The 26,385-nt window shown below is 35.0% G+C and carries 25 protein-coding genes; 24 read left to right on the top strand and 1 reads right to left on the bottom strand.

The window, feature by feature from the left end:
* Nucleotides 1-5: 5 nt before the first annotated feature.
* Nucleotides 6-644, top strand: a complete 639-nt coding sequence (locus QFA95_RS04250; protein ID WP_486462297.1) for a response regulator — start codon at nt 6-8, stop codon at nt 642-644.
* Here the strand turns inward: QFA95_RS04250 and QFA95_RS04245 are convergent.
* Nucleotides 630-1,457 carry a DMT family transporter gene (locus QFA95_RS04245; protein WP_486463449.1) on the bottom strand — a complete coding sequence of 276 codons (828 nt, stop codon included), beginning with the start codon at nt 1,455-1,457 and terminating at the stop codon, nt 630-632. The genes QFA95_RS04250 and QFA95_RS04245 overlap by 15 nt on opposite strands.
* Nucleotides 1,458-1,697: 240 nt before the next feature.
* Here QFA95_RS04245 and QFA95_RS04240 point away from each other — a divergent pair, with 240 nt between their 5' ends.
* The 23 genes from QFA95_RS04240 (at nt 1,698) to pheA (ending at nt 26,373) form a co-directional block, all read left to right on the top strand.
* Complete coding sequence (locus QFA95_RS04240) at nt 1,698-2,195, top strand: urate hydroxylase PuuD (RefSeq protein WP_486462296.1); 498 nt, start codon at nt 1,698-1,700, stop codon at nt 2,193-2,195.
* Between the two features lie 57 nt (nt 2,196-2,252).
* Nucleotides 2,253-3,449, top strand: coding sequence for an acetylornithine/succinylornithine family transaminase (locus QFA95_RS04235; RefSeq protein WP_486462295.1), 1,197 nt, complete (start codon nt 2,253-2,255; stop codon nt 3,447-3,449).
* On the top strand, nt 3,446-4,360 hold the full coding sequence (argF, locus tag QFA95_RS04230) for an ornithine carbamoyltransferase (RefSeq protein ID WP_486462294.1): 915 nt from the start codon (nt 3,446-3,448) through the stop codon (nt 4,358-4,360). The genes QFA95_RS04235 and argF overlap by 4 nt, the downstream gene beginning before the upstream one ends.
* A gap of 4 nt (nt 4,361-4,364) precedes the next feature.
* Entirely contained in the window at nt 4,365-5,579 is a 1,215-nt protein-coding gene (locus tag QFA95_RS04225; protein ID WP_486462293.1) for an argininosuccinate synthase, read from the top strand.
* A 3-nt stretch (nt 5,580-5,582) separates the two neighbouring features.
* A complete protein-coding gene (locus QFA95_RS04220; RefSeq protein ID WP_486462292.1) occupies nt 5,583-6,077 on the top strand; it encodes a YajQ family cyclic di-GMP-binding protein in 495 nt (164 codons plus the stop codon).
* 3 nt (nt 6,078-6,080) lie between these two features.
* On the top strand, nt 6,081-7,487 hold the full coding sequence (leuC, locus tag QFA95_RS04215) for a 3-isopropylmalate dehydratase large subunit (protein WP_486462291.1): 1,407 nt from the start codon (nt 6,081-6,083) through the stop codon (nt 7,485-7,487).
* Nucleotides 7,480-8,112 (top strand): 3-isopropylmalate dehydratase small subunit, encoded by a 633-nt coding sequence (gene leuD, locus QFA95_RS04210; RefSeq protein ID WP_486462290.1) that lies wholly within the window; start codon nt 7,480-7,482, stop codon nt 8,110-8,112. The genes leuC and leuD overlap by 8 nt, the downstream gene beginning before the upstream one ends.
* 2 nt (nt 8,113-8,114) lie before the next feature.
* On the top strand, nt 8,115-9,170 hold the full coding sequence (gene leuB / locus QFA95_RS04205; RefSeq protein WP_486462289.1) for a 3-isopropylmalate dehydrogenase: 1,056 nt from the start codon (nt 8,115-8,117) through the stop codon (nt 9,168-9,170).
* Nucleotides 9,171-10,289: an aspartate-semialdehyde dehydrogenase gene (gene asd, locus QFA95_RS04200; RefSeq protein ID WP_486462288.1), complete on the top strand. Its 1,119-nt coding sequence runs from the start codon at nt 9,171-9,173 to the stop codon at nt 10,287-10,289.
* Complete coding sequence (locus tag QFA95_RS04195) at nt 10,286-11,728, top strand: type IV pilus assembly protein FimV (protein ID WP_486462287.1); 1,443 nt, start codon at nt 10,286-10,288, stop codon at nt 11,726-11,728. The genes asd and QFA95_RS04195 overlap by 4 nt, the downstream gene beginning before the upstream one ends.
* A 596-nt stretch (nt 11,729-12,324) precedes the next feature.
* On the top strand, nt 12,325-13,101 hold the full coding sequence (truA, locus tag QFA95_RS04190) for a tRNA pseudouridine(38-40) synthase TruA (protein WP_486462286.1): 777 nt from the start codon (nt 12,325-12,327) through the stop codon (nt 13,099-13,101).
* Nucleotides 13,098-13,721 (top strand): phosphoribosylanthranilate isomerase, encoded by a 624-nt coding sequence (locus QFA95_RS04185; RefSeq protein WP_486462285.1) that lies wholly within the window; start codon nt 13,098-13,100, stop codon nt 13,719-13,721. The genes truA and QFA95_RS04185 overlap by 4 nt, the downstream gene beginning before the upstream one ends.
* Entirely contained in the window at nt 13,714-14,916 is a 1,203-nt protein-coding gene (gene trpB / locus QFA95_RS04180) for a tryptophan synthase subunit beta (RefSeq protein ID WP_486462284.1), read from the top strand. Before QFA95_RS04185 ends, trpB begins: the two co-directional genes overlap by 8 nt.
* Before the next feature lie 4 nt (nt 14,917-14,920).
* The gene (gene trpA, locus QFA95_RS04175) at nt 14,921-15,712 is read left to right on the top strand and encodes a tryptophan synthase subunit alpha (protein WP_486462283.1); all 792 of its coding nucleotides are present in this window, start codon (nt 14,921-14,923) and stop codon (nt 15,710-15,712) included.
* Nucleotides 15,713-16,564 (top strand): acetyl-CoA carboxylase, carboxyltransferase subunit beta, encoded by an 852-nt coding sequence (accD, locus tag QFA95_RS04170; protein ID WP_486462282.1) that lies wholly within the window; start codon nt 15,713-15,715, stop codon nt 16,562-16,564.
* A gap of 3 nt (nt 16,565-16,567) precedes the next feature.
* Entirely contained in the window at nt 16,568-17,776 is a 1,209-nt protein-coding gene (locus QFA95_RS04165) for a bifunctional folylpolyglutamate synthase/dihydrofolate synthase (protein ID WP_486462281.1), read from the top strand.
* On the top strand, nt 17,766-18,224 hold the full coding sequence (locus QFA95_RS04160; protein ID WP_486462280.1) for an SPOR domain-containing protein: 459 nt from the start codon (nt 17,766-17,768) through the stop codon (nt 18,222-18,224). The genes QFA95_RS04165 and QFA95_RS04160 overlap by 11 nt, the downstream gene beginning before the upstream one ends.
* Nucleotides 18,221-18,736, top strand: coding sequence for a CvpA family protein (locus QFA95_RS04155; protein WP_486462279.1), 516 nt, complete (start codon nt 18,221-18,223; stop codon nt 18,734-18,736). Before QFA95_RS04160 ends, QFA95_RS04155 begins: the two co-directional genes overlap by 4 nt.
* Nucleotides 18,736-20,289 carry an amidophosphoribosyltransferase gene (gene purF / locus QFA95_RS04150; RefSeq protein ID WP_486462278.1) on the top strand — a complete coding sequence of 518 codons (1,554 nt, stop codon included), beginning with the start codon at nt 18,736-18,738 and terminating at the stop codon, nt 20,287-20,289. The genes QFA95_RS04155 and purF overlap by 1 nt, the downstream gene beginning before the upstream one ends.
* A 106-nt stretch (nt 20,290-20,395) precedes the next feature.
* A complete protein-coding gene (locus tag QFA95_RS04145) occupies nt 20,396-21,559 on the top strand; it encodes an O-succinylhomoserine sulfhydrylase (protein WP_486462277.1) in 1,164 nt (387 codons plus the stop codon).
* Between the two features lie 94 nt (nt 21,560-21,653).
* Nucleotides 21,654-24,221: a DNA gyrase subunit A gene (gyrA, locus tag QFA95_RS04140; protein WP_486462276.1), complete on the top strand. Its 2,568-nt coding sequence runs from the start codon at nt 21,654-21,656 to the stop codon at nt 24,219-24,221.
* A complete protein-coding gene (gene serC / locus QFA95_RS04135; protein ID WP_486462275.1) occupies nt 24,218-25,318 on the top strand; it encodes a 3-phosphoserine/phosphohydroxythreonine transaminase in 1,101 nt (366 codons plus the stop codon). Before gyrA ends, serC begins: the two co-directional genes overlap by 4 nt.
* Complete coding sequence (gene pheA, locus QFA95_RS04130; RefSeq protein WP_486462274.1) at nt 25,315-26,373, top strand: prephenate dehydratase; 1,059 nt, start codon at nt 25,315-25,317, stop codon at nt 26,371-26,373. The genes serC and pheA overlap by 4 nt, the downstream gene beginning before the upstream one ends.
* The last annotated feature ends 12 nt before the right edge of the window (nt 26,374-26,385 follow it).

Here is a 26,385-nt window from a genome sequence, read left to right as displayed (position 1 = left end):
AATCTATGTCAAATTTAAATGTATTGTTAGTTGATGATCATTCTGTAGTTAGAATGGGTTTTAAAATGCTTATCGATAGCGAAAAAGATATGCAAGTAATTGCCGAAGCTGAAACAGGTGAAGAAGGTATCATCAAATTTCAAGAAATAAAACCTGATGTGGTAGTGATGGATATCACCATGCCTGGCATTGGAGGCCTAGAAGCAATTGAGAGAATAATAGCAAAAGATAAAAATGCAAAAATACTGGTGTTATCTGCGCATGAAGATTCCGTACATCCAAAAAGAGTTCTTAGTGCAGGTGCAATTGGTTATTTAACAAAAAGAAGCGCTGCAGAAGAGCTGATTAATGCAATCAGAACTGTTGGAAGTGGAAAAAAATACATTGAATCTACTGTTGCTCAGCAATTAGCAATTACTCAATTATCTGGAGAAAATGACCCTACTGAAGTGTTATCGGACAGAGAGTTTGAAGTATTCATATCTTTGGCCAAGGGGAAAAGTACCAACGAGATTGCGGATACTATGTGCTTAAGTCCGCGCACTGTGGGAACCCATTTATACAATATTAAACAAAAATTAAATGCGAATAACTCTGCAGAAATAGCTCTTATCGCAATTCGATGTGGATTACTTGAGCCTTAACTTAGTTTTATTGATAAATACACCAGCTAAAAAAATCAGCAAGATTCCAACCATCGTTAACCAATCCAGACTTTCCTGGAATATCCATATTCCCCAACCTACTGAAAAGATTACGGTCATATAAGAATAAGCAGCATTATTTAATGTTTTACCTTCACGGTAGGCTCTTGTGATAGCAATTTGAGCGATGGTTGCACTTACCCCTAACAACAATAGATAAATTAAACTGATGTCAAAAGAAATTGGATTGATATCCTCTTTTAACATCAAGCAAAAAGAAAGCACTGATGATATTAAGGTGAAAAAATAAACCGTTCTTAAATCTGGCTCTTTTAATTGACCTAATTTTGCAACCATAATATAAGCGATTGCGGCTCCAAATCCTGATAGGACTCCCATTAAGCCTGCGAACCAGTTGTGATTAAAAACTGGTTTTAAAATGAATACAATTCCTAAGAATCCTATTAAAAGAAGAAATAAGCTGGAACTGTTAAATTTTTGTTTCATTAATAAGGGAATCATAAGCCCCAAAAAAATAGGGGATGTGTAATTGAGTGTCATGGATGTACTCAGAGGAAGTTTTGTAATAGCGTAAAAGAATAATAAAAGACTCAGGAATCCAATAAATGACCTTAAAAAATGAAACCATACATATTTTGTTTTAATAGCAATGTCATTTTTTTTCATCAACACAACAAGGATAATTAAACTCACAAACGAACGATAAAAAACTAATTCATATTCATTAAATGAAGTGGAGTTTAATTTTACGCATAAACCCATTATGCTAAATGAAAATGTCGCCAACAACATCCATCGGAAACTTTTATATTTTGACGATACATTTCTCATAGTTAATAATGAAACCTTTTCAATCTTGACAATGTTGTTAAATAATATAGTCTATTCTTAAAATTTGGAGGAAATTTTTATGAAAAACCCATTAGATTCAATTCTCGGAACTATTGTCGCAGGCGTTATACTTACTTTTGTTTTTGTATATCTCTTGAAAAACTTTTTTTAATTTACATTACCAGATATTAGGAGATTATTATGGAGTACGATTATTTCACCGCGATTGTTAGATTTCTGCATGTTATTGTAGGAGTGGCCTGGATAGGCCTACTTTATTATTTCAATTTTGTTCAAGTTCCAGCTTTGAAAAATGCTAATGCTGATGGAACAGCAGCTGGCATTACCAAACATGTTGCTCCATTAGCCCTTCTTTGGTTTCGTTGGGCAGCATTGGCTACATGGATTGCAGGTGCTGCACTTTTAGGAGCTAATTTTGTTCCTGCTTTTACATTGAGTGGCGGTTATGAAGCGATTGGATTAGGCTCATGGTTGGGTACTATCATGTTATTCAATGTGTGGGTTCTTATTTGGCCAAACCAACAAAAAATTCTTGGTTTAAAGCCAGCGAGCGATGCAGAAAAAACTGCTGCTAGAAGAATTGCTTTTTTAGCATCTCGAACTAACACCTTGTTATCAATTCCGATGTTATTTTTAATGACAAACGGACTATCACATAAAGGCTTAATTGGTTTATAATTTACCTTTAATAACTTTGTAAAAATCGGCGGCTGTAGCCGCCGTTTTTTATTCCAGATGGAATCAAACAATTCAATTTTAAAAACGTATGGAAGACTTCCTATTTCTTTTGAAAAAGGTGAGGGCGTTTGGTTATTTGATAAAAATGGAAATAAATACCTTGATGCTTTAGCTGGGGTTGCAGTAAATACTTTGGGCCATGTTCACCCCTATTTTACTTCGGGATTAAAAGATCAGCTTGATCAATTTATTCATGTATCTAATTACGTGAATATCAGTGAACAAGAAAAACTTGCTGCAAGACTTACAAAATTGACGGGCATGAAAGCAGTATTTTTTTCAAACTCAGGTTGTGAGGCAAATGAGGCAGCTATAAAGTTTGCGAGACTGTTTGCTAATTCAAAAAAAGTTACAGACCCGCAAATTATTGTGATGGAAAATTCTTTTCATGGAAGGACTATGGCAACTTTATCTGCCACTGGAAGTAGAAAAGTTCAAGCTGGCTTTGAGCCTCTTTTAAAAGGCTTTATCCGAGTTCCTTTTGATGATTTAAATTCTTTAAAAAAAATTGCTGATCAGAATAAAAATGTTGTTGCTATTTTAGTTGAGCCTATTCAAGGTGAAGGTGGGGTAAGACTTCCAAAAAATCTTTCATCATATTTAAATGATTTGAGAAAGATATGTGATCTCAATGAATGGCTTCTTATGCTAGATGAAGTCCAGACTGGCGTGGGTCGAACTGGTCGATTATATGCTTATCAGTATTCAGATATTAAACCGGATGTTCTAACCAGCGCAAAAGGTCTTGGCTCAGGAGTTCCTATTGGGGCTACTTTAGTGAACGAAAAAATAACAAATATTATTAAACCAGGACAACATGGTTCAACATTTGGAGGAAACCCGTTAGCATGCCGAGCAGGTAATTTAACTCTTGATGTCTTGGATCAAGAAAAGCTTTATTTAAATGTAACAATTCAAGGTTCAAAAATTGCTCACGCTTTGAGAGAACAAACAAAATCTTTGGATTTTGTTATTGACGTTAGACAGCAAGGTTTAATGATCGGTATTGAGCTTGGCCATGATTGCCCAGAGCTGATGACTTATGCTTTAAAATATAATTTACTGATCAGCGTGACATCTGGAAATGTTATAAGAATTGTTCCTCCACTAATTATTAATGATGATGAGTCAGAATTTTTGGTTTCTAATTTAATAATGATGTTAAAAAATTATTTGAAAGAAAATCAAACATGACGATTAAGCACTTTTTACAATTCAATGATCTTACAAAAGATGAAATATATTATTTATTTGATCGAGCAAAATGGCTAAAAAAACAGTTTAAAGAGTATCAAAAATACTGGCCACTTGAAGATAGAACTTTGGTTATGATTTTTGAAAAGGCAAGCACTAGAACACGATTGTCTTTTGAGTCAGGTATGCATCAACTGGGTGGAGCAGCTATTTATCTAAATACAAAAGATTCTCAGCTAGGCAGGGGAGAGCCTGTAGAGGACGCAGCTCAAGTTATTTCTCGAATGAGTGATGTTGTGATGATAAGGACATTTGAACAGGAAATCATTGAACGATTTGCTCAGAATTCCAGAGTTCCTGTGATTAATGGACTGACGAATGAGTATCACCCTTGTCAAATTTTGGCGGATATATTTACTTTTATCGAGCATAGAGGCTCAATTGAGGGAAAAACAGTCGCCTGGATTGGGGATTCTAATAATGTTTGTAATACCTGGTTACAAGCTGCAGAGTTATTAGATTTTAATATGCATGTGTCAACCCCAAAAGGATATGAGGTTGAGGTTGAGAGAGCAGGCTTATACGATGATTCTCATTTTGAACAATTTGAAAATCCTATGGATGCAGCTAAAGATGCTCACATTGTAACTACTGATGTATGGACAAGTATGGGGTACGAGGCAGAGCAGTCTGAAAGAAAATCAGTTTTTGCAGATTGGCAAGTTGATCAAGAGATGATGGATGTCTCAGCAAAAGATTCTTTATTCATGCATTGTTTGCCGGCACACAGAGGAGAGGAAGTTACATCTGATGTTATTGATGGACCTAAGTCTGTGGTTTGGGATGAGGCAGAAAATCGTTTGCATGTTCAAAAAGCTTTACTAGAATATCTTCTTATTGGGAAAGTTTAATTTTATGAATTCAATTAAAAAAGTTGTTTTGGCTTACTCAGGTGGATTAGATACCTCTGTAATTTTGAAATGGCTTCAAGAAAAATATGATTGTGAAGTGGTTACTTTTACGGCTGATATTGGTCAGGGTGAAGAAATTGAGCCAGCCAGAGAAAAAGCAAAACAAGCGGGAATTAAAGAAATATATATTGAAAATCTTGAGGAAGATTTTGCAAAAAACTATATTTTCCCAATGTTTAGAGCCAATGCTATTTATGAGGGTGAATATTTACTTGGAACATCAATAGCTCGGCCACTGATTGCAAAAAGACTAATTGAAATAGCTGCTGAAACAGGAGCTGATGCAATAGCTCATGGAGCTACTGGCAAGGGTAATGATCAGGTTAGATTTGAATTGAATGCCTATGCATTAAATCCTGATATTAAAGTGATCGCTCCATGGAGAGAGTGGGATCTTTTAAGTCGTGAAAAATTATTAAGTTTTGCTGAAAAACATAACATTCCTGTAGAAATGAAGCATAAAAATGGAGGAAGTCCTTATAGCATGGATGCTAATCTTCTTCACATTTCTTATGAAGGTAGACATCTAGAAAATCCTAGCAATCCACCAGAAGACTCGATGTGGAGATGGACTAAGTCGCCTGAAGCAGCAAATGATGAACCAGAATCATTATCAATTTCTTTTGAGAATGGAGACCCTGTAGCTATCAATAATGAAACCATGAAACCTCATGAAGTGTTTCATTATCTAAATCAGGTAGGTTCAAGAAATGGAATTGGTCGACTAGATTTAGTTGAAAACAGATTTGTTGGCATGAAGTCCAGGGGATGTTATGAAACTCCTGGTGGAACCATTCTATTAAAAGCTCATCGAGCCATTGAATCTATTACACTTGATCGTGAAGTAGCTCACTTAAAAGACGAACTAATGCCGAGGTATGCGAAATTAATATATAACGGATTTTGGTTTGCTCCGGAAAGAGAAGCATTACAGACCCTGATTGATCATACGCAAAAAAATGTTACCGGTGAGGTTAATTTAGTTTGTTACAAGGGATCTGTTCAGGTTGTTGGTCGAAGCAGTCCTCACAGTCTATTTGACGAAAATATCGCCACATTTGAAGATGATGGAGGATCCTATAATCAATATGATGCGGAAGGTTTTATTAAGTTGAACGCATTAAGACTTAAAACTTTAGGTAGAAATAAGAAGGATTAAATTATGCCCAGTTTCGATATAAGCTCATCTGCAGATAAGGTTAATTTATCAAATGCGGTCGATGTTGTAAGAAGGCAAATACAAAATCGCTATGACTTTAAAGGTACATCTGCAAGTATTGAATTTAACGAGAAGGATTTAATTATCACTTTATTTGGAGATAATGATTTTCAGATTAATCAAATTAAAGATATTTTACTTCCATCACTCGAAAAAAAAGAACCTGACTCAACTAAAAGATTGATGGATAAAAATCTTGAGAGTATTTCAGGAAACAATGTGAAACTTGATATCGAAGTGTCGGATGGAATTGATCAAGAGCTTGGAAAAAAAATTATCAAATTATTAAAGGACAGTAAATTAAAGGCCCAGGCCTCAATCCAAGGCGATACGGTTAGAGTTACTGGTGCGAAGAGAGATATTTTGCAGGAGTCGATTGCATTGGTAAAAGCAAATGTGTCTGACTACCCTCTAAATTTTGGTAATTTTAGGGATTAGTTTATGGCAAAGACTCTATATGAGAAAATTTTTGATAAACATGTTGTTCTAGCTCAGGAAGACACCTTTCTCATATACATAGATCGTCATTTAATTCATGAGGTGACTAGCCCGCAAGCATTCGAGGGTTTAAAAATTCATGATCGCCCATTGTGGCGCAAGGAATCTATCGTGGCTGTTCCTGATCACAATGTGCCAACATCAGATCGGGATAAGGGAATCCAGGACCCTATTTCAAAAATCCAAGTGGAGACTCTCGACCAGAACTGTAAAGAACATAAATTGCTTCAGTTTGATATGTCTGATGTGAGACAAGGGATTGTTCATGTCATTGGACCTGAACAAGGTTTGACTCTTCCAGGTATGACGATCGTTTGCGGCGATTCTCATACAAGCACTCATGGAGCTTTTGGAGCCTTAGCAATGGGGATTGGAACCTCTGAGGTTGAGCATGTCATGGCCACACAATGCTTAATTCAAAAAAAGCTTAAAACAATGAAAATTGACGTTCAGGGTAAAACTCATCCTCTTGTTTCAGCAAAAGATATTGCTTTGTTTGTTATCGGGCAAATTGGCACTGCTGGCGGCACCGGTTATGCTATTGAATTTTGTGGAGATGCCATTCAGCAGTTATCGATGGAAGGAAGAATGACTCTGTGCAATATGGCAATTGAAGCCGGGGCTCGCTCGGGGATGGTTGCTGTTGATGATACTACAATTAACTATTTAAAAAATAAGCCCTTTGCTCCAACAAATAAAATGTGGGATCTGGCAGAAAAAGAATGGAGAACACTTCACTCTGATTCAGATGCTGTTTTTGACAAAGTAGTTGAAATTGATGCGACCATAATAGAGCCTCAAGTGAGCTGGGGAACATCTCCTGAAATGGTGAAGGGAATTTCCGAATCTATTCCTAAAAAAAGCAATTTAACATCGGACAAGCACCTTGATTTTCAAAGGGCTCTTGCATACATGGGCCTCAATGAAAATACTCCAATCAATGAGATATTTGTAGATAAAGTGTTTATTGGTTCATGCACAAACTCAAGAATAGAGGATTTGAGAGAGGCAGCGCGGTATTTGAAAGGTAAAAAAATTAATCCGAGTATTAAGTTAGCAATGGCTGTTCCTGGGTCAGGTATTGTAAAAAAACAAGCGGAGTCCGAAGGGTTAGATAAAATTTTTATGGAATCAGGTTTTCAATGGAGAGATCCAGGTTGCTCAATGTGTCTTGCAATGAATGCAGATCGACTTGAAAGTGGTGAGAGATGCGCGTCAACGTCAAATCGTAACTTTGAAGGAAGGCAAGGGCAGGGTGGAAGAACCCATTTAGTCAGTCCTGCGATGGCTGCAGCAGCAGCAGTTCATGGCCATTTTGTCGATATAAGAAATGAGGAAATCAGTGGATAAGTTTAAACATCTCGTTAGTAAAGTTATCCCTCTTGATCGATCTAATGTTGATACTGACGCAATCATTCCCAAGCAATTTTTAAAGTCAATCAAAAGAACTGGTTTCGGGCCAAATTTGTTTGATGAATGGCGATACCTAGACCATGGTGAGCCTGGTATGGATAATTCTAAAAGATCGATCAACCCTGATTTTGTTTTAAATAAACCACAATTTAAAGACAGTAAGATTCTATTGGTTAGAGAAAATTTTGGGTGCGGGTCTAGTCGAGAACATGCACCTTGGGCATTATTAGATTTTGGTATTAAGGTCATTATCGCAGAAAGTTTTGCTGACATTTTTTACAACAACTGTTTTAAAAATGGTATTTTGCCAATCACTTTGCAAAAGGTTGAAATTGAAGAGTTATTTTCTGAAACTGAGACCAAAACTCTTGAAATTGAAGTTAATTTAGAAAAACAATTTGTTAAGTCTTCAAAATCATATTCCTTTGAAATCGATGAATTTAAAAAGAGCTCCTTGTTGAATGGCTTAGATGAGATTGGATTAACTCTTGAGAATAAAAGTGTAATAGCAAATTTTGAAAAAAGTTATTTTTCAAATTATCCGTGGCTTAGACAGGAATAAAAATGAACATATTAACCCTACCCGGTGATGGTATCGGCCCAGAAATAACAAAACAAGCTGTAAAGATAATTAAGGCATTGTCTCCTAATTTTAATATTGATGAGGCGCCCATAGGAGGTGCTGGTTATGATGCAGATGGAGATCCATTACCACAAACTACTCTCCAAAAAGCTAAAGATGCAGATGCGATACTGATGGGTTCAGTGGGAGATTGGAAGTACGATCAATTACCAAGAGAGTTGAGACCAGAGAGGGGATTATTGCGAATAAGGTCGGAGCTTAATTTATTCGCCAATTTAAGACCTGCCATGTTGTTTGATCAATTGGTGGATGCGTCTTCACTTAAACCTAATATTGTTTCTGGTTTGGATATCATAATAGTTCGTGAATTAACTGGGGACATTTATTTTGGCCAGCCAAGGGGTATTCATAACCTTAAAAACGGAGAACGTGAGGGTTTTAATACCATGCGTTATTCAGAGAGTGAGATCCGCAGGATAGGAAATGTTGCCTTTCAACTTGCTCAATTAAGAAATAAAAAATTATGTTCTGTAGATAAAGCCAATGTTCTTGAGGCAACTGAACTTTGGCGAGAAGTGATGGTAGATTTATCAGCAAATTATCCAGATGTATCTCTGTCGCATATGTATGTAGATAACGCGGCAATGCAATTAGTCAGGGCACCAAAACAATTTGACGTGATGGTTACAGGAAATATTTTTGGAGATATTTTATCTGATGAGGCATCCATGCTGACAGGTTCTATTGGCATGCTTCCTTCTGCATCCTTAGATATTAATAACAAAGGCTTATATGAGCCAAGTCATGGTTCGGCCCCAGATATAGCTGGTCAAGACATTGCTAACCCAATTGCCACGATTTTATCAGCAGCTATGATGTACAAATACACTTTTAAACAGCCTAATGAAGCTATTAGGATCGAAGAAGCGGTTGAAAAAACACTTCAACAAGGCTATCGAACTGCTGACATAATGGATGACAACTCTACGAAAATTGGATGCGAAGAGATGGGTGACCGTATTTTAGGAAATTTATAAATGAATAAGTTAAAAGTTGGTTTTGTTGGCTGGAGGGGCATGGTCGGATCAGTTCTAATGCAGCGAATGCTCGAGGAAAATGATTTTAAAAATTATGCCTCTTTTTTCTTTTCAACTTCACAAGCTGGTGATAAATGTCCTTTTGATTTTGCAGAATCAGAATATCTTATTGATGCTAATAATCTCGAGGAGCTGTCTAATATGGATGTCATCCTCACATGTCAAGGAAGCCAATTTACGATAGATGTTTATGACAAGCTAATAAATCAAAACTGGGACGGGCACTGGATCGATGCAGCATCCCATCTCAGAATGGAAAAAAATGCAGTTATTGTGCTTGATCCAATTAACTCAGATTTGATCGACAAATCATACTCGGAGGGCGCCAAGACATGGGTTGGTGGAAATTGTACCGTTTCGCTTATGCTGCTTGCAATACATGGATTAATTAAAGAAAACTTGGTTGAGTGGGTTTCATCCATGACTTATCAAGCAGCCAGTGGTGCTGGGGCAAATAACATGAGAGAGCTCTTGTCTCAAATGGGTTATTTATTTAATTCAGTGTCTGATATGTTGGAGAATCGACAAGGATCAATACTTGATATAGATCATAAGATATCTAGTGCAATGTTAGATAAAAATATGCCAATAAATAATTTTGGGGTTCCTCTTGCTGGTAGTGTAATTCCATGGATTGACTCAGATCTTAAAAATGGCAGCAGCAAGGAAGAGTGGAAAGGACAAAATGAGACCTTAAAAATTCTAGAATCACAATACGCACCCGTCATGGTTGATGGATTATGTGTTCGAATTGGTACCATGAGATGTCATAGCCAAGCGTTAACGATCAAAATGAAGGAAAGTTTATCAATAGAGGATGTTAATGAAAAAATTTCAGCAGGAAATCAGTGGGTAAGATTAATTACTAATGAACGTGATGCGACCATAAATCATTTATCCCCAACCAATGCATCTGGTAAGTTAGATATTCTAGTGGGTCGAATAAAAAAACTTAACCTTGATAGCAATATGATCTCTCTATTTACCATTGGGGATCAATTATTATGGGGGGCGGCTGAACCATTAAGACGAATCTTGAGTATAATATCCAACAAATGATTAGATTAATTAAATTATTTCTTTTTGCTACTGCATTCTCAGTTATTTTTTCTGCTCAAGCGCTGCAGCTAGGAAAAATCTCGATCAATTCGAAACAAGAACAACCCCTGAATGCTGATATTGAGGTCATTCTTACCAAAGCTGATGATGTGACTGAGTTAGTCCCGAGCATTGCCTCAAAAGAAGACTTTGAATCCCAGGGTATTGAAAGACTTCCTGTCCATGCAAACATTGATGCTAATTTTGTAAAAAACTCTGAGGGGAAGATTTACTTAAAATTAAAAAGCGACAAGCCGGTTAAAGACCCTTTCCTAGATTTGTTAATCCAGATTGATTCGCCTAAGGGTAGAAATTATCGTGAATACACAGTACTTCTTGATCCACCAGACCCGATGGATAAGATGATAAATGAAACTCTTGAAAAAGATACTGCAAAGAAAGATAACAATAAACTTCCTGCAAAAGATTTGGCTGAAGGAAAAAAACGTGAAATTGATTCAAAAGAAAAATCCAAAGAAAATCAAGACTTAATTGAGACACAAAAAGAAGAGGTAGAAGAAGAAAATCAACAAACTGCTAAAAAAGAGCAAGCCAAGGAGGTAGTTAAAAACACCAAAGAAGCAGTCATAGATGATCAAGACATCGATGAGCAAAAAACAGTCAAATCTGCACCAGGTAAAACTTTGTACCAAATTGCTCGTGAAAATAGCCTATCAGGAATTACTTTAGAGCAAATGGTGGTTGGTATTTATCAAAATAACAAAAAAGCATTTGCTGAAGGAAATATAAATGGATTGAATAAAAATCAGATTTTAACAGTACCTAATAAATTATATTTTGCGGAATTAAGTCATTTAGAAGCAAGAAAGATTTTGAAATCTCAAAATGATGAATGGAAAAAACTAACGCAACCAAAAGCCAATGAAAATAAATCTATTAAGAAGCCAGAAAATAGTAAAGAAAAAGAAAAGATTGAGAAGTTAGAGCTTAAGCTTGCTGAGGCGGAACAAAAATTAAAAGAGCTAGCTGAAAGTAAGAAAAACGATTTAACAGCTGATGCTCAAAATAAGAATCAGCCTTCAGAGACTTTCTCAGATCAAAAAGAAATGACGGATATTAAAGGAGATGATTTTGAAATTGAGGAGATTGTCTTAGATGATGATGTACAAGAAATTAATGGTGATGTGTTCACATCTTCTATCTCTGCTGACTCAGAAATTAATGAAATTTTATTAAAAGATGATGATAAAAATAATAACTTAATGATTGTTTTAGTCCTTTTATTTTTAATTACTTTAGTGGTTGGGATTATTTTCTTCATCTCCAGAAAGAAAAAAGATGAAAAACCAATATTCTCATCTGAAATTAATACCAACCAACAAAATACTGAACCAGATGTAATTGATAACTTATCTCGTGAGGATAAAAACTCATTTTAATAAGTGATTGAGCTTCTTAAATTATTAGCTACCCTTATATCACTCAAGTTCATATATTACTTATCATTAACCCTGAATTGCTACCTACTTCTTTTTTTAATATTGGTTTGTTTTTATATAAAGCACAATCCATTTATTTTTTTCTTAAAGGTAAAATATTTCCTCATCAGCATCTTTATTATTTTTCCACTATCTGTTCCAGGGGAAATAGCGGTTCAGTTTTTTAATTTTTCGGTCACATACGATGGTTTTTATGCGGGCCTTAAACAATCATTACTTTTGCTAAACATATTTTTAGTTGCCAAAATTTACTTACTAAAAACTCAAGAAATAGATGTGGTAAATTCAATCATGTATTTTATTTATCCATTTAAGTTTTTGGGTTTGAACGTTAATAAATTGTATAAGATAATAATTTTGACATTTAGCTATTTCAGACTGTTTTCTCGTAAAAAATTTAATTACAGAAGTCCTGTAAATTCTTTTAATAGTTTTTTATTTTCTCAAGAAAATTTGAAAATTAAGATAATTGCATTTGAGCTGAATAATTATGGTTATTTATTCATTTTTTGTTACTTTTTGGTTGTATTTATTTTATGAGAATAGCTGCTATAGTCGAGTACCTAGGAACAAACTATGCTGGTTTTCAAATTCAGCCTAATCAAAATACTATACAATTATTTTTACAAAATGCTTTATCAAAGATTGCTAACCATGATATCAAGATTGAAGCATCCGGGAGGACAGATGCTGGTGTTCATGCGCTTGGTCAAGTATTTCATTTTGATACGGAATCACAAAGACCTTTAAGCTCTTGGCAAAAAGGTGCTAATTCTTATTTACCTCACGATATTTCTATCAAATGGGTATCTGAAGTGGATCAGACTTTTCATGCACGATTTAACGCTATGGAAAGAGAATATCAGTACTTGCTTCATCATACTAAAACACCCTCAGCCATTTGGTATCAAAAAGCTGGACATTATGGCTATGAAATTAACTTTAAACTTCTTGATGAAGTTTTGAAGGAATTTATTGGTAAACATGACTTTAGTAGTTTTCGATCTAGTGAGTGTCAATCAAAAAAGCCAGAAAGAATCATACATTGTGCAAGCTATCAAAAAAAAGAAAATTTTATTCTTTTTAAATTCACTGCTGATGGATTCCTTCATCACCAAATTAGAAATATGATGAGCGTCATTCTAGATATCGTTTCAGGAAAAAAACCATTGGATTATGTACAATACCTATTCGAGGTTAAGGACAGAACGGAGGCATCGAATACATTTTCACCAAATGGTCTCTACCTTGCCAATATTAGGTATGAAAAGTCATTTAAGATAGTTGATTTAAAAAATACAGTCATAATATGAATTATACAAAAGTAAAAATATGTGGAATTACCAATTGTAATGACGCAATAAATGCTAGCAATGCAGGCGCTGATGCTATTGGCTATGTTTTTTATAAAGACAGCCCAAGATTTTGCTCAATTGAACAAGCAATTCAAATTAATCAAACACTTCCGCCTTTTATTACAAAAGTTGGATTATTTGTGAACTCTGAAGCTGAATTTGTTCGTTCTGTAATTTGTGAAAATGTTATTGATATCATTCAATTTCACGGATCTGAAACCCCTGAGTTTTGTTCGTCATTTAAGTTTCCTTTTATTAAAGTTATTTCTGTCAAAAAAGATACAAATATTGAAAAAATATGTGATGATTTTGTTGACGCATCAGCAATTCTGCTTGATACTTTTGATACAGATTATTTTGGCGGTACAGGCAAGTCTTTTGATTGGTCACTAATTCCAAGAAATTTAAAAAAGCCAATTATAATTGCAGGAGGTTTGACGCCTGACAATGTAACAACTCTCCTAAATGATTACCAACCTTACGCGGTTGATGTAAGTGGTGGGGTGGAAAGTGAAACGAAAGGCAAAAAAAGCGAAGAGCTTATAAAACAATTTATTAAGGCTGTGAAAAATGGATAATTATAATTTCCCTGATCAAAATGGTCACTTTGGTCCCTATGGCGGTACGTTTGTAGCTGAGACATTAATTGAGGCACTTGATGAGCTGAAAGAAATGTATAACCAGTTTAAGGATGATAAAGAATTCTTGGATGAATTTCATCACGACTTAAAACATTTTGTAGGCAGACCGAGCCCAATTTATTTTGCTGAGAGATTAACTCATAAAATTGGCGGTGCGAAAATTTATTTCAAAAGAGAAGATCTTAATCATACAGGTGCCCACAAAGTTAATAACACAGTCGGACAGGCTTTGTTAGCAAAAAAAATGGGAAAACCCAGAGTTATCGCTGAAACTGGGGCAGGCCAACATGGCGTCGCAACAGCTACCATTGCTGCTCGCTTAGGGCTTGAGTGTGTTGTTTATATGGGCTCTGAGGACGTTAAAAGACAAAGCCCGAATGTTTATAGAATGAAATTATTGGGAGCTACAGTTGTCCCTGTCGAAAGTGGATCGAAAACTCTAAAAGATGCGCTTAATGAAGCACTTAGAGACTGGGTAACAAATGTCAGCAATACTTTTTATATCATTGGTACAGTAGCTGGCCCTCATCCATATCCAATGATGGTCAGGGACTTTAATTCTGTTGTTGGCAAAGAAGCTATTGGGCAAATGGATGAATTAGTAGGTAAGCAGCCTGACGCAGTTATTGCGTGTGTAGGTGGTGGTTCAAATGCGATGGGTATTTTTTATCCATATATTCCATATAAAGAGACCAGATTAATTGGTGTTGAGGCAGCAGGACATGGTATTGAGACAGGTAAACATGCTGCTCCACTAACTGCGAATAGTCCGGTAGGAGTCCTGCATGGAAATAGAACTTACATGATGCAAAATGAAGAGGGACAAATTATAGAGACTCATTCTGTGTCAGCTGGTTTGGATTATCCAGGCGTTGGTCCAGAACATTCTTGGCTAAAAGATACAGGCAGAGCGGAGTATGTGGCTGTGAATGATGATGAAGCTCTAGCAGCTTTCCATAATCTTTGCAAAACTGAGGGCATTATTCCTGCTCTTGAAACAAGCCATGCTATTGCTTATGCAGAAAAATTGGCTAAAGAGCTTCCTAAAGATAAAACAATTTTGGTAAACCTTTCTGGTAGAGGCGACAAAGATATTAATACAGTTGCTGATATTGCTGGTATAAAAATCTAGAGTTATGAGTAGAATCACAAAAACATTTTCATTATTAAAGTCTAAAAATAAAAAAGCATTAATTCCTTTCATTACTGCAGGTGATCCATCTGTTGAAATGACAAAAAAAATTCTTCATCAGCTTGTAGAGTCAGGTGCAGATATGATTGAGCTAGGAATTCCATTTTCTGATCCAATGGCGGATGGACCTGTGATTCAAAGAGCAAGTGAAAGAGCGCTGGCAAATCATGTTGGAATAAGAAAAACATTTGAAATTGCAAAAGAGTTTAGAGGTAAGGATCAAAATACACCCTTAATACTCATGGGTTATGCGAACCCTATTGAGGCCATTGGATTTGACGAGTTTTTAAGACTGTGCAAAGAGGCTGATGTGGATGGAATCATTACTGTTGACTACCCTCCAGAGGAGTCAAGAGAGTATGTTGCTAAACTTAAGCAGAATGATATTGATGCTATTTTTTTGTTAGCACCCACAACAGAGAAGGAAAGAATTCAACAAATCATTAAACAAGCTACAGGTTTTTTATACTATGTGTCTTTAAAAGGTGTTACTGGAGCTCAAAATATAGATATTGATCAAGTAAAACATCGTGTAGCTGAAATTAAATCGCTATCAGATTTACCTGTGGGTGTTGGTTTTGGGGTGAGAGATCCGGAAACAGCAAAAGCTGTGGCTAGTTTTTCAGATGCTATTGTTATTGGCAGTAGAATTATCCAAGAGATTGAAAAATCAGATGAAAATAATATGTTAGAGAATATTGCAAAGATTATTAAATCTATCCGTGAGGCCATTTAAATGAGTTGGTTAAAAAATGTTATTCCTCCAAAAATAAAAAAAATTGTCGGTACTGTAAAAAAAAGAGTTCCAGATGGCGTGTGGCACAAGTGCAATTCATGTCAAACAGCTCTTTACAATAGCGATCTAGAAAAAAATCTTTATGTGTGTCCAAAGTGTGACCATCATCATAGACTACCTGCCAGAGAAAGATTAAAACTATTATTTGACTCAATTGGGCAACGTGAAATTTTTACAGATATTTTACCCAAAGACCCTCTTAGGTTTGTTGACTCAAAACCCTATAATGAAAAACTAAAAGAGGCACAAGATAAATATAAAACCGCAGATGCACTGTTAGTTATTAATGGGAAAATTGAGTCGTTAAATATTACAGCTGCTGCATTTGAATTTTCGTTTATGGGTGGCTCAATGGGTTCGGTGGTTGGTGAAAAATTTGTTCGAGCCATTGATTTTGCTATCGAAAATAAAACCCCATTCCTTTGTTTTTCATCGAGTGGTGGAGCAAGGATGCAAGAAGGCCTTTTTTCTTTAATGCAAATGGCGAAAACAAGCGCAGCATTAACTAAGTTAAGTAAAGAGAAAATTCCATTTATTTCAATTTTAACTGATCCAACTATGGGCGGTGTCTCAGCAAGTTTTGCCATGTTAGGAGATATTATTATTGCTGAACCAAATGCCTTAATTGGTTTTGCTGGACCACGAGTGATTGAACAGACTGTCAGAGAAAAATTACCAGCTGGATTTCAAAGAGCAGAATTTTTATTAGAACATGGCGCAATTGATTTTATTGTGGATCGAAGAGAAATGCGAAAATCGCTTGTAAATATAATCACCAAACTGCATAAATAATCTTTGAAAGAAAAGTTAAATCTCCTCCTCCAAAGTTTGGAGACTCGGCACAGCAATCCAATTGATTTGTCATTAAAAAGAATTCAAGAATTCAAACAAAAATTATGCTTGGATCCTAAATTTAAAATCATTACTGTTGCAGGAACTAATGGAAAAGGCAGTGTATGTTTTTATATTAACCAAATTCTATTGCATAGTAATTCCAAGATTGGCCTATATACTTCACCTCATTTTTTTGATTTCAATGAAAGAATTGTAATAAATAATAAAAAATGTTTTGAGTCTGAAATTTTAGAAGCATTGCAATATATTTTAGGCTTTGAAAATAGCGACAAACTTACTTTCTTTGAGATCACGACTTTGGCTACTATATTTATATTTGAGAAGCATAATATTGACATAGCTATTTTGGAAGTCGGCTTAGGTGGACGTCTTGATGCAGTCAATGCTTTTGAACCTGATATTTCTGTAATAACTTCAATTGGACTAGATCATACAGAATTTTTAGGCGAAACATTAGAGGATATCGCAGTTGAAAAATCAGGGGTAATGAGGACAAATAAACCCTGTGTTATAGGGGAGGAGCATTATGTTGATATTTTAAAAAAACAAGCTTTAGAAATTAATGCACAACCCTATTTTTTTAATAAAGATTTTGACAGTAACATTATTCCATTTGATAAGAATCATTTAACTTATGTGCAACAAAAGAATCTTTCTTGTGCAATTTTCACCGTACAACAACTAGGGATGTGTAGCTTAATTTCCAAATTAAGAGAAGATTTGTTGCATCAAAATTTTTTTGGAAGATTTAATAGAATTTCTAAAAAACCAGAAATTTTTATCGATGTAGCTCATAACTTTGATAGCGTAAAAAATCTAGTTCAGTCATTATTAGTGTTAAGCAATAAAAAAACTTACTTTGTGTTTTCTATATTGAAAGATAAAGATTTGTCGTCAATTCTCAAATTATTTTCAGATTTAACTTGTCAGTTCGAATGGTTGATTGCAGAGCTTAATAACCCAAGAGCACAAAAATTAACTTTTATTGAAAATAACCTAGAAAAAAATAATTTTATTTTTGAAACTACAGATTCTATTAAGAAAGCTTATGAATTAGCCTTAAAGAAGGCTACAAATGATGATAGAATTATTGTGTTCGGAAGTTTTTATGTAATCAGTGAGATTTTTGAGGGTAATTATGCCGAGTAATGAAGATCCTTTCTCAGAAGCGATTCAGCTAAAAAAAGCAAAAAAAAGATTATTAGGTGCCTTAATAATATTAATAAGTTTACTAATTTTATCTTATTTTTTTCTTGAAAATCGCTCAATAATAAACAACCAAAATATCAAGATATCATTTGTCGATGAAGGTGACAGTAACAATAATAATGATGTTGCCCTTTCATCTGAAATTTTTGAAATGGATAGTTTTTTTATCCAAATAGGTATATTTTCAGATAAAGAAAAAACCTCAGATCTTTTATCATCCGTTCAATCTTTTGGAATTGATTGCACACTGGAGACTGTTGAATTAGATGGAAAAAAAATGTTTCGAGTTAAAACAGGAGGTTTTGCGTCTTACAGTGAGGCAGAAAACGCTCTCGAGATTTTAAAATCTAATAAATTTAGCGGGATTATAAAAAAAAATAATTCATGAGCCCATTCGATTATTTTATCTTAACGTTATTAATCGTTTCCTCAATTTATGGTCTTTATCGAGGATTTATTAAAGAAGTCTTATCGCTTACCGGTTTAGTTTTATCTTTTTACCTTGCATCTAACTTTGATAACTCTTTGGCAAATATTGTACCAATTGAAAATAAGTCTGATTTCTTAATTATTTCTGCTTTTATTTTAATATTTGTTTCTACTCTAATATTGACTTCATTATTAATAAAATTGGTTAGTAAAGTTTTAAAGCTTGTAGGACTTTCAATTTTGAATAGATTTTTTGGGTTTGTGTTTGGTATGGCAAGAGGTTTAATGATAGTTTTAGTGATTCTATACCTCAATCAACTTATTCCTTTTATAAATTTAATAGATAGTAATGAATCCTCACTCATACCTATTTTAGATCCTATATTTTCATTTGTTTTAGAGTATTTACCAAATTATCAGTCTACCAATGTAGAATATGATTATGCAGTTATAAGTGAGGAGCTCATCTAATGTGTGGAGTGATTGGAATTGTATCTAATAATTCTGTCAATCAGATGTTATATGATGGACTTTTAGTATTGCAGCATAGGGGTCAAGATGCGGCTGGAATTGTTACGACAGATGGTAATAGATTTTACATGCATAAAAATAATGGGCTTGTAAAAGATGTGTTTCAGACCCGTCACATGAGAAATTTGATTGGAAATGCTGGAATAGCTCATGTTAGATATCCGACAGCTGGATCTTCATCTGCAGCTGAAGCTCAACCATTTTATGTCAACTCACCCTATGGAATTGTTCTTGGACATAATGGTAATTTAACTAACTCTAATAAATTAAAACAAGATATGTTTAAACAAGATTTAAGACATATCAATACCAATTCTGATTCTGAGGTTCTCATAAACGTGCTAGCTCATGAGCTTGTCGACTCATCAAAAAAAAGTGTGCTAACAACGGATTTGATTTTTGATGCTGTAACCTCTTTGTATAGAAGATGTAGTGGAGCTTTTGCGGTTGTATCGATGATTGCAAACTTTGGCTTGCTTGCTTTTAGAGATCCTCATGGCATTAGACCGCTGGTTATCGGTAAAAGAGAAATGGGTGAGGGTCCGGAATATATTGTCGCCTCAGAAAGTGTAGCTTTAGATGTATTAGGTTTTGAATTATTGAGAGATGTGGAGCCGGGTGAAGCAATATTTATTGATCTTGATGGAAATTTTTATTCTAAAAAATGTGTTAGTGATAAAAAAATTAGCCCTTGTATATTTGAGTATGTATACCTGGCAAGACCTGATTCGGTCATCGATGGGGTTTCAGTTTATCAAACACGTCTAAATATGGGAGAAACATTAGCTGAAAAAATCAAATCATCTTTAAAAGATGAAAAGATCGACGTAGTAATCCCAATCCCTGACACAAGTCGACCAACAGCTTTGCAAGTTGCCCAAAAGTTAAAAACAGATTTTAAAGAAGGATTTGTTAAAAATAGATATATAGGTCGAACATTCATCATGCCTGGTCAAGCGATAAGAAAAAAATCAGTCAGACAAAAGTTAAATCCAATAGCGATTGAATTTAAAGGAAAAAGTGTTTTATTGATTGATGATTCAATTGTTAGAGGAACTACATCAAAAGAAATTGTTGAAATGGCGCGTGATGCTGGCGCTAAAAAAGTTTTTCTAGCCTCTGCTGCGCCACCTGTAAAATATCCAAATGTTTATGGGATTGATATGCCTTCTCGTAATGAACTAATTGCTTTCGATAGGTCCGAGGCTGAAATCTGTGAAGAAATAGGTGCTGATGGTGTGATATATCAAGAGTTAGACGCTCTAAAAAAGAATGTGACCAAAGAAAATAAAGAATTGACTGAGTTTGACGCATCATGTTTTGATGGTCGTTACGTTACCGATGACATTGATGAAAATTATCTTAACTTGATTGAGTCAGTAAGAGCAGATTCATCAGCAAATTTCAAACCAAAAAACTCAATTACACAACTTGATTTAAATTTAATCACGAACGAAGATAACGACAACGTTGATGAAGTCCTTGAGCTTTAGTTGACCTGCATAATTTTTTTTTAGATAATGTCTTCGCGTTGATTTGCACCAGCTTGCTAGCGCAAACATAATTTAGCTAAACTGAGGAATTCTGTTAAACAGAGTTATGAAAAATAAAAATAAAAATTTTGAAACTGATGCGGTACGAGCAGGAATTGAACGATCTCAATTTGGAGAACATTCAGAAGGCCTATTTCTCACATCAAGTTTTGTTTTCAAGAATGCACAAGAGGCGGCAAAACGTTTTTCTGGTGAGGAGCCAGGGAATGTCTACAGTCGATTTACCAATCCAACAGTAAAAACTTTTGAAGAAAGGTTAGCATCACTTGAAGGTGCAGAGCAATGTATTGCTACTTCCTCTGGAATGTCCGCAATTCTGGCTACATTTATGGCCCTTTGTAAACCTGGAGATCATGTGGTTGTATCCAAAAGTATTTTTGGTACTTCTGTTCAATTGTTCAATAATTTTTTAGCTAAGTGGGGACTAAATATTAGCTTTGTTGATCTACCTGATTTAAATAGTTGGGAAGAAGCAACAACGAAAAATACTAAATTTTATTTTATTGAAACTCCATCAAACCCATTAACAGAAATTGTAGACTTAAAAAAATTATCGCAATTGGCTAAATCAAAAAAAGTTAAATTAATTGTTGATAATTGTTTTTGTACACCGGCTTTGCAAAAACCTATCGAGCACGGTGCAGATATCATTATTCATTCAGCAACAAAATATCTAGATGGGCAGGGAAGGTGTTTGGGTGGTGCTGTCCTTGGCAAAAAAAGACAAATGAATGAGATCTATACTTTTTTAAGAAATACAGGTGTTTCTCTTAGTCCTTTTAATGCTTGGGTGTTTTTAAAAGGCTTGGAAACATTAAAAATTAGAATGGACCAACAATCAGATAACGCAATGAACTTAGCGACTTATCTGGAAAAAAATAAAAAAATTACACAAGTTTACTACCCTGGCTTAAAAAGCCATCCACAGCATAAAATTGCCTTATCACAACAATCTTCCGGCGGCGCTGTCTTATCTTTTGTTCTCAAAGGTGGACAAAAAGCTGCATGGCAAGTCATCAATAAAACAAAGTTAATGTCAATTACAGCGAATTTAGGTGACACAAAAACAACTATAACTCATCCAGCAACAACCACTCATTCTCGCCTAACTCAGGAACAAAGAAATGATGCTGGAATAGATGATGGTTTAGTTCGAATCGCTGTTGGTCTGGAACATATTGAAGATATTATTTCAGATTTAAACATTTAAAAACCTTTAGTCTAAAAGCTAATAACACCCTATAAATAAGCACAGCCATGCTAAAATATGATGAAGTAAAATAACTAATTTTATAGTCAATATTATGAACCAATTTGCCAAAGAAACACTCCCTGTAAGCCTTGAAGATGAAATGAAAAAATCCTATCTCGATTACGCCATGAGCGTTATCGTAGGTAGAGCACTTCCTGATGTTCGAGATGGATTGAAACCTGTTCATCGTCGTGTCTTGTTCGCAATGCATGAACTCAGCAATAGTTATAACCGACCATACAAAAAGTCTGCAAGAATTGTCGGTGATGTAATTGGCAAATACCATCCACATGGTGATACAGCCGCATACGACACTATCGTTAGGATGGCTCAAGATTTTAGTTTGAGATATATGCTCGTCGACGGTCAAGGTAACTTTGGTTCCATTGATGGCGACAATGCAGCGGCTATGCGATATACAGAAATTAGGATGTCTAAGATATCACACGAACTTCTCGCTGATATTGACAAAGATACTGTGAATTTTGGGCCAAACTATGATGGATCAGAAAATGAACCATTAATTATGCCTACCAGAATACCAAATCTACTGATTAATGGAAGTTCTGGCATTGCTGTTGGGATGGCAACGAATATTCCCCCTCATAATTTGACTGAAGTGATCAACGCTTGCGTTGAAATTCTTGATAACCCAAACATATCAATTGATGAGCTTCTGAATTTTATCCCTGGTCCAGACTTTCCAACGGCAGCAATTATTCATGGAAATTCTGGAATTAGGGAGGGATATCGAACAGGACGTGGCAGAGTGGTAATGCGTGCCAGAACTCATTTTGAGGAAACTGACAAGGGCAAGAGAGAGGCAATTATTATTGATGAGCTTCCTTATCAAGTGAATAAGAAAAACTTACTCGAGAAAATTGCGGAACTAGTCAATGATAAAAAAATTGAAGGGATTTCTGATTTAAGAGATGAGTCAGACAAATCAGGAATGAGAGTTGTTATTGAATTAAAAAGAGGTGAAATACCTGATGTTGTTTTAAATAATCTTTATAAACAAACTCAATTACAAGATTCGTTTGGAATTAACATGGTGGCATTGATTGACGGTCAACCAAAGCTGTTAAATCTTAAACAAGTCCTTGATGCTTTTATAAATCATAGACGAGAAGTCATCACAAGAAGAACTGTTTTTGAATTAAGAAAGGCTAGAGACAGAGGACATATTCTTGAGGGTTTAGCGGTAGCATTAGAGAACGTCGATGAGATGATTAAGATAATTAAATCTTCCCCATCTCCGATAGAAGCAAAGACTGAATTAATGCAAAGAGACTGGAAATCAAACGTTGTGTCAACAATGCTGAAGAACAGTGATACCTCACAATACAGACCAGAGGGTTTGTTGTCAGTTTACGGCTTAAAAGAAAATGGTTATAAGTTATCTGACATTCAAGCACAAGAAATTTTGCAAATGAGACTACAAAGATTGACTGGTCTTGAACAAGATAAGATTGTTAATGAATATAAAGAAATAATGGACGTTATTGCCGATTTAATAGATATTCTTAACAAACCAGATCGAGTAACTACTATTATAAAAACTGAGCTTGCAGAAATTAAAGATGCGTATGGTGATGATAGGCGTAGTGAGATTGTTGAAAATGCAGAGGATTTGTCAATTGAGGATTTGATTGCACCTCAAGATATGGTCGTAACTTTATCGCATACTGGTTATATTAAAGCTCAAGTGCTTGATGATTATCGTGCTCAAAAACGAGGTGGTCGAGGTAAGCAGGCTACTGCAACAAAAGATGATGATTTTATAGATCAGATGTTTGTTGCGAATTCCCACGATAATATTTTATGTTTTTCAAGTCGCGGACAAGTCTATTGGTTGAAGGTTTATGAAGTTCCTCAGGGAAGTAGAGTTAGTCGTGGCAAACCAATAGTGAACTTATTTCCACTCATGCCTGGTGAAAAAATTAATGCAATATTAACAGTCAAGGAATTTGTTGATAACGAGTATATCTTCATGGCGACAGCAAAAGGTACTGTTAAAAAAACACCTCTATCAGATTTCTCTAATCCAAGAAAATCTGGAATTATTGCCATTAAGCTAGATAATGGGGATTATTTGATTGGTGCTGGAATAACCAAGGGTGAAAACGATGTTGTTTTAGTTTCTAATCACGGCAAAGCAGTATGGTTTGGTGAATCTGATGTTAGAAGCATGGGAAGAAATGCTAGGGGTGTAAGAGGTATGAAGTTGACTGATGGTGGTGAAGTACTATCATTGCTAATAGCCGAAAATGATGCACAGTCTGTTATGGTGGCAACAGAAAATGGCTATGGAAAAAGAACACAGCTGTCAGAATTTAGAAGATCTGGAAGAGGGACTCAAGGTGTTAAAGCAATCCAAGTGAGTGACAGAAATGGTCAGGTGGTTGGAGCCAAGCTTGTTGGTGATCATGATGAATTAATGTTAATTACGACAGGCGGTGTATTAATCAGAACCAGGGTGAGTGAAATTCGAGAGCTTGGTCGCGCCACCCAAGGAGTTACCCTTATTAATCTTGGTGATGATGAGAAGTTGAGAGGTTTAGAGAAGGTAGCTGAAAGCGAACATCATGATGAAGACGATGGAGATATAGATCAGTGAGTCATCAAAGTTTAGCAAAGAATCCATGTAAATTTAATTTTTCGGCTGGACCTTCAATGTTGCCATCAGAGGTAATGAAAAAAGCTTCTGCTGAATTTCTTAATTGGAACAAGACAGGCATGTCTGTTATGGAAATGTCTCATCGTAGTAAAGAGTACATGTCTATTTTTCGAAAAACTGAACAGGATTTAAGAAAAGTTTTTCAAGTACCAAAAAATTACCATATCTTATTTTTACAAGGTGGAGCAATCACACAAAATTTTATGGTTCCAATGAATTTGTTAAATAAGGGGACTGCATCTTATGTAGTGTCTGGATATTGGTCCAAAAGAACTTACAATGATGCACTTGCCTTTCAAAATATTAATTTAGCCGCATCCTCAGAATCTGAAGAATATGTATCACCACCAGAATTTAATGATTGGAATTTCTCACAAAATGACAGTTACGTGCATTTTTGTCAGAACGAGACAATTCATGGGGTTGAGTATTTTAATACTCCAAGCATTGATGTTCCCCTAGTAGTTGATATGTCCTCAACAATTTTATCTAGACAGGTTGATATATCAAAATATGGAGTCATTTATGCGGGGGCGCAAAAAAACGTAGGACCTTCTGGTTTAACGATTTTAATCGTTCGAGATGAATTGCTTGATCGTTCAAGAATAGATACACCTACGACTTATAATTGGAAGATCCAATCAGAAAATGACTCAATGATTAATACTCCGACTACTTATAGTATTTATATGGCAGGTTTGGTTTTTGAATGGCTGATTGGGTGTGGTGGCCTAAATGAAATTGAAAAATTAAACATTAAAAAAGCAAAATTACTTTATGATTATATAGATAATTCTGATTTTTATTATAATGAAATTGATAATAATTATAGATCAAGAATGAATGTTCCTTTCAGAATCAGGGAAGATGAATTAACCATGAAGTTTGTAGAGGAGGCAGAATCTGCTGGCCTATATCAGTTAAAAGGCCATCGATTGGTAGGCGGACTTAGAGCTTCTATTTATAATGCTATGCCAATTGAAGGTATTGAAGAATTATTAAACTTTATGAATGATTTTGAGAAAAATAATAAATGAGCAATCTGGATAAATTAAGAATCTCGATTGATAATATAGATAAAAAAATATTAGAGCTTGTTTCTAAGCGAGCTGACTGCGCAAAAAAAATTGGTACCCTAAAGAAAGATGGCGTTATATACAAGCCTGAGCGTGAAGCACAAATTTATAGTAAGCTGATTAAAGAAAATACAGGACCACTATCCACCGAATCGATTCGTTCAATTTTTTCATCAATTATTTCAAGTTGTAGAGCTTTAGAAAAAAAATTGGCAGTGAGTTTTTTGGGTCCCCAAGGAACATTCAGTGAAGAGGCGGTAATAAAAAAATTTGGTAATAACATTCATTTTGTTCCAGCAGCAAGTATCGATGAAGTCTTTAGTAATGTGCAATCTAATGAGAGTCAGTATGGAGTTGTTCCGGTGGAAAATTCTACTGAAGGTGCTGTTAGTCGAACCCTTGATTTACTGCTTAGCTCTGACCTTAAAATTTGTGGTGAGGTAATTTTGCCTATTCACCATAACCTGATAGCCTCAGTGAGTAATTTAAAGTCGATTAAAAAAGTATACTCTCACGGTCAATCTCTTGCTCAATGTCATAACTGGTTAATGAATCACTTACCAAATGTGGAAACTCAAGCAGTGTTAAGTAATTCTGAAGGTGTTAGGTTAGCCAAAAAAGAAAAGGGCAGCGCTGCAATTGCTAGTGAAAGAGCAGCAAATTTATATAAATTAAAGATTATTCGAGAAAATATTGAAGATGAGAAAACAAATACAACTAGGTTTCTTATTTTATCTTCTCAGGAAACGAAGAGAAGTGGTATCGATAAAACCTCTATAGTTGTTGCAACAAAAAATAAACCAGGAGCTATAGCTGACCTAGTTCAACCTTTCGCAAAAAATAAAGTCAGCATGACTAAACTAGAATCAAGACCTGCAAAGATTGGCATGTGGGAATATGTTTTCTTTATTGATTTGGATGGTCATTATGATGATCCTAAAATAAAGAAATCCTTGGCTGAAGTAGAATCGAAAGCAAGTTTTTTAAAGTATCTCGGTTCCTACCCAAAATATTAAAATCTTCATCTA

Source organism: Candidatus Methylolitoribacter marinus (assembly GCF_051853155.1).
Classification (GTDB): Bacteria; Pseudomonadota; Gammaproteobacteria; order Burkholderiales; family Methylophilaceae; genus BACL14.
The sequence above is the reverse complement of the archived record's forward strand: the minus strand, read 5'-3'. Positions and strand labels throughout refer to the sequence as shown.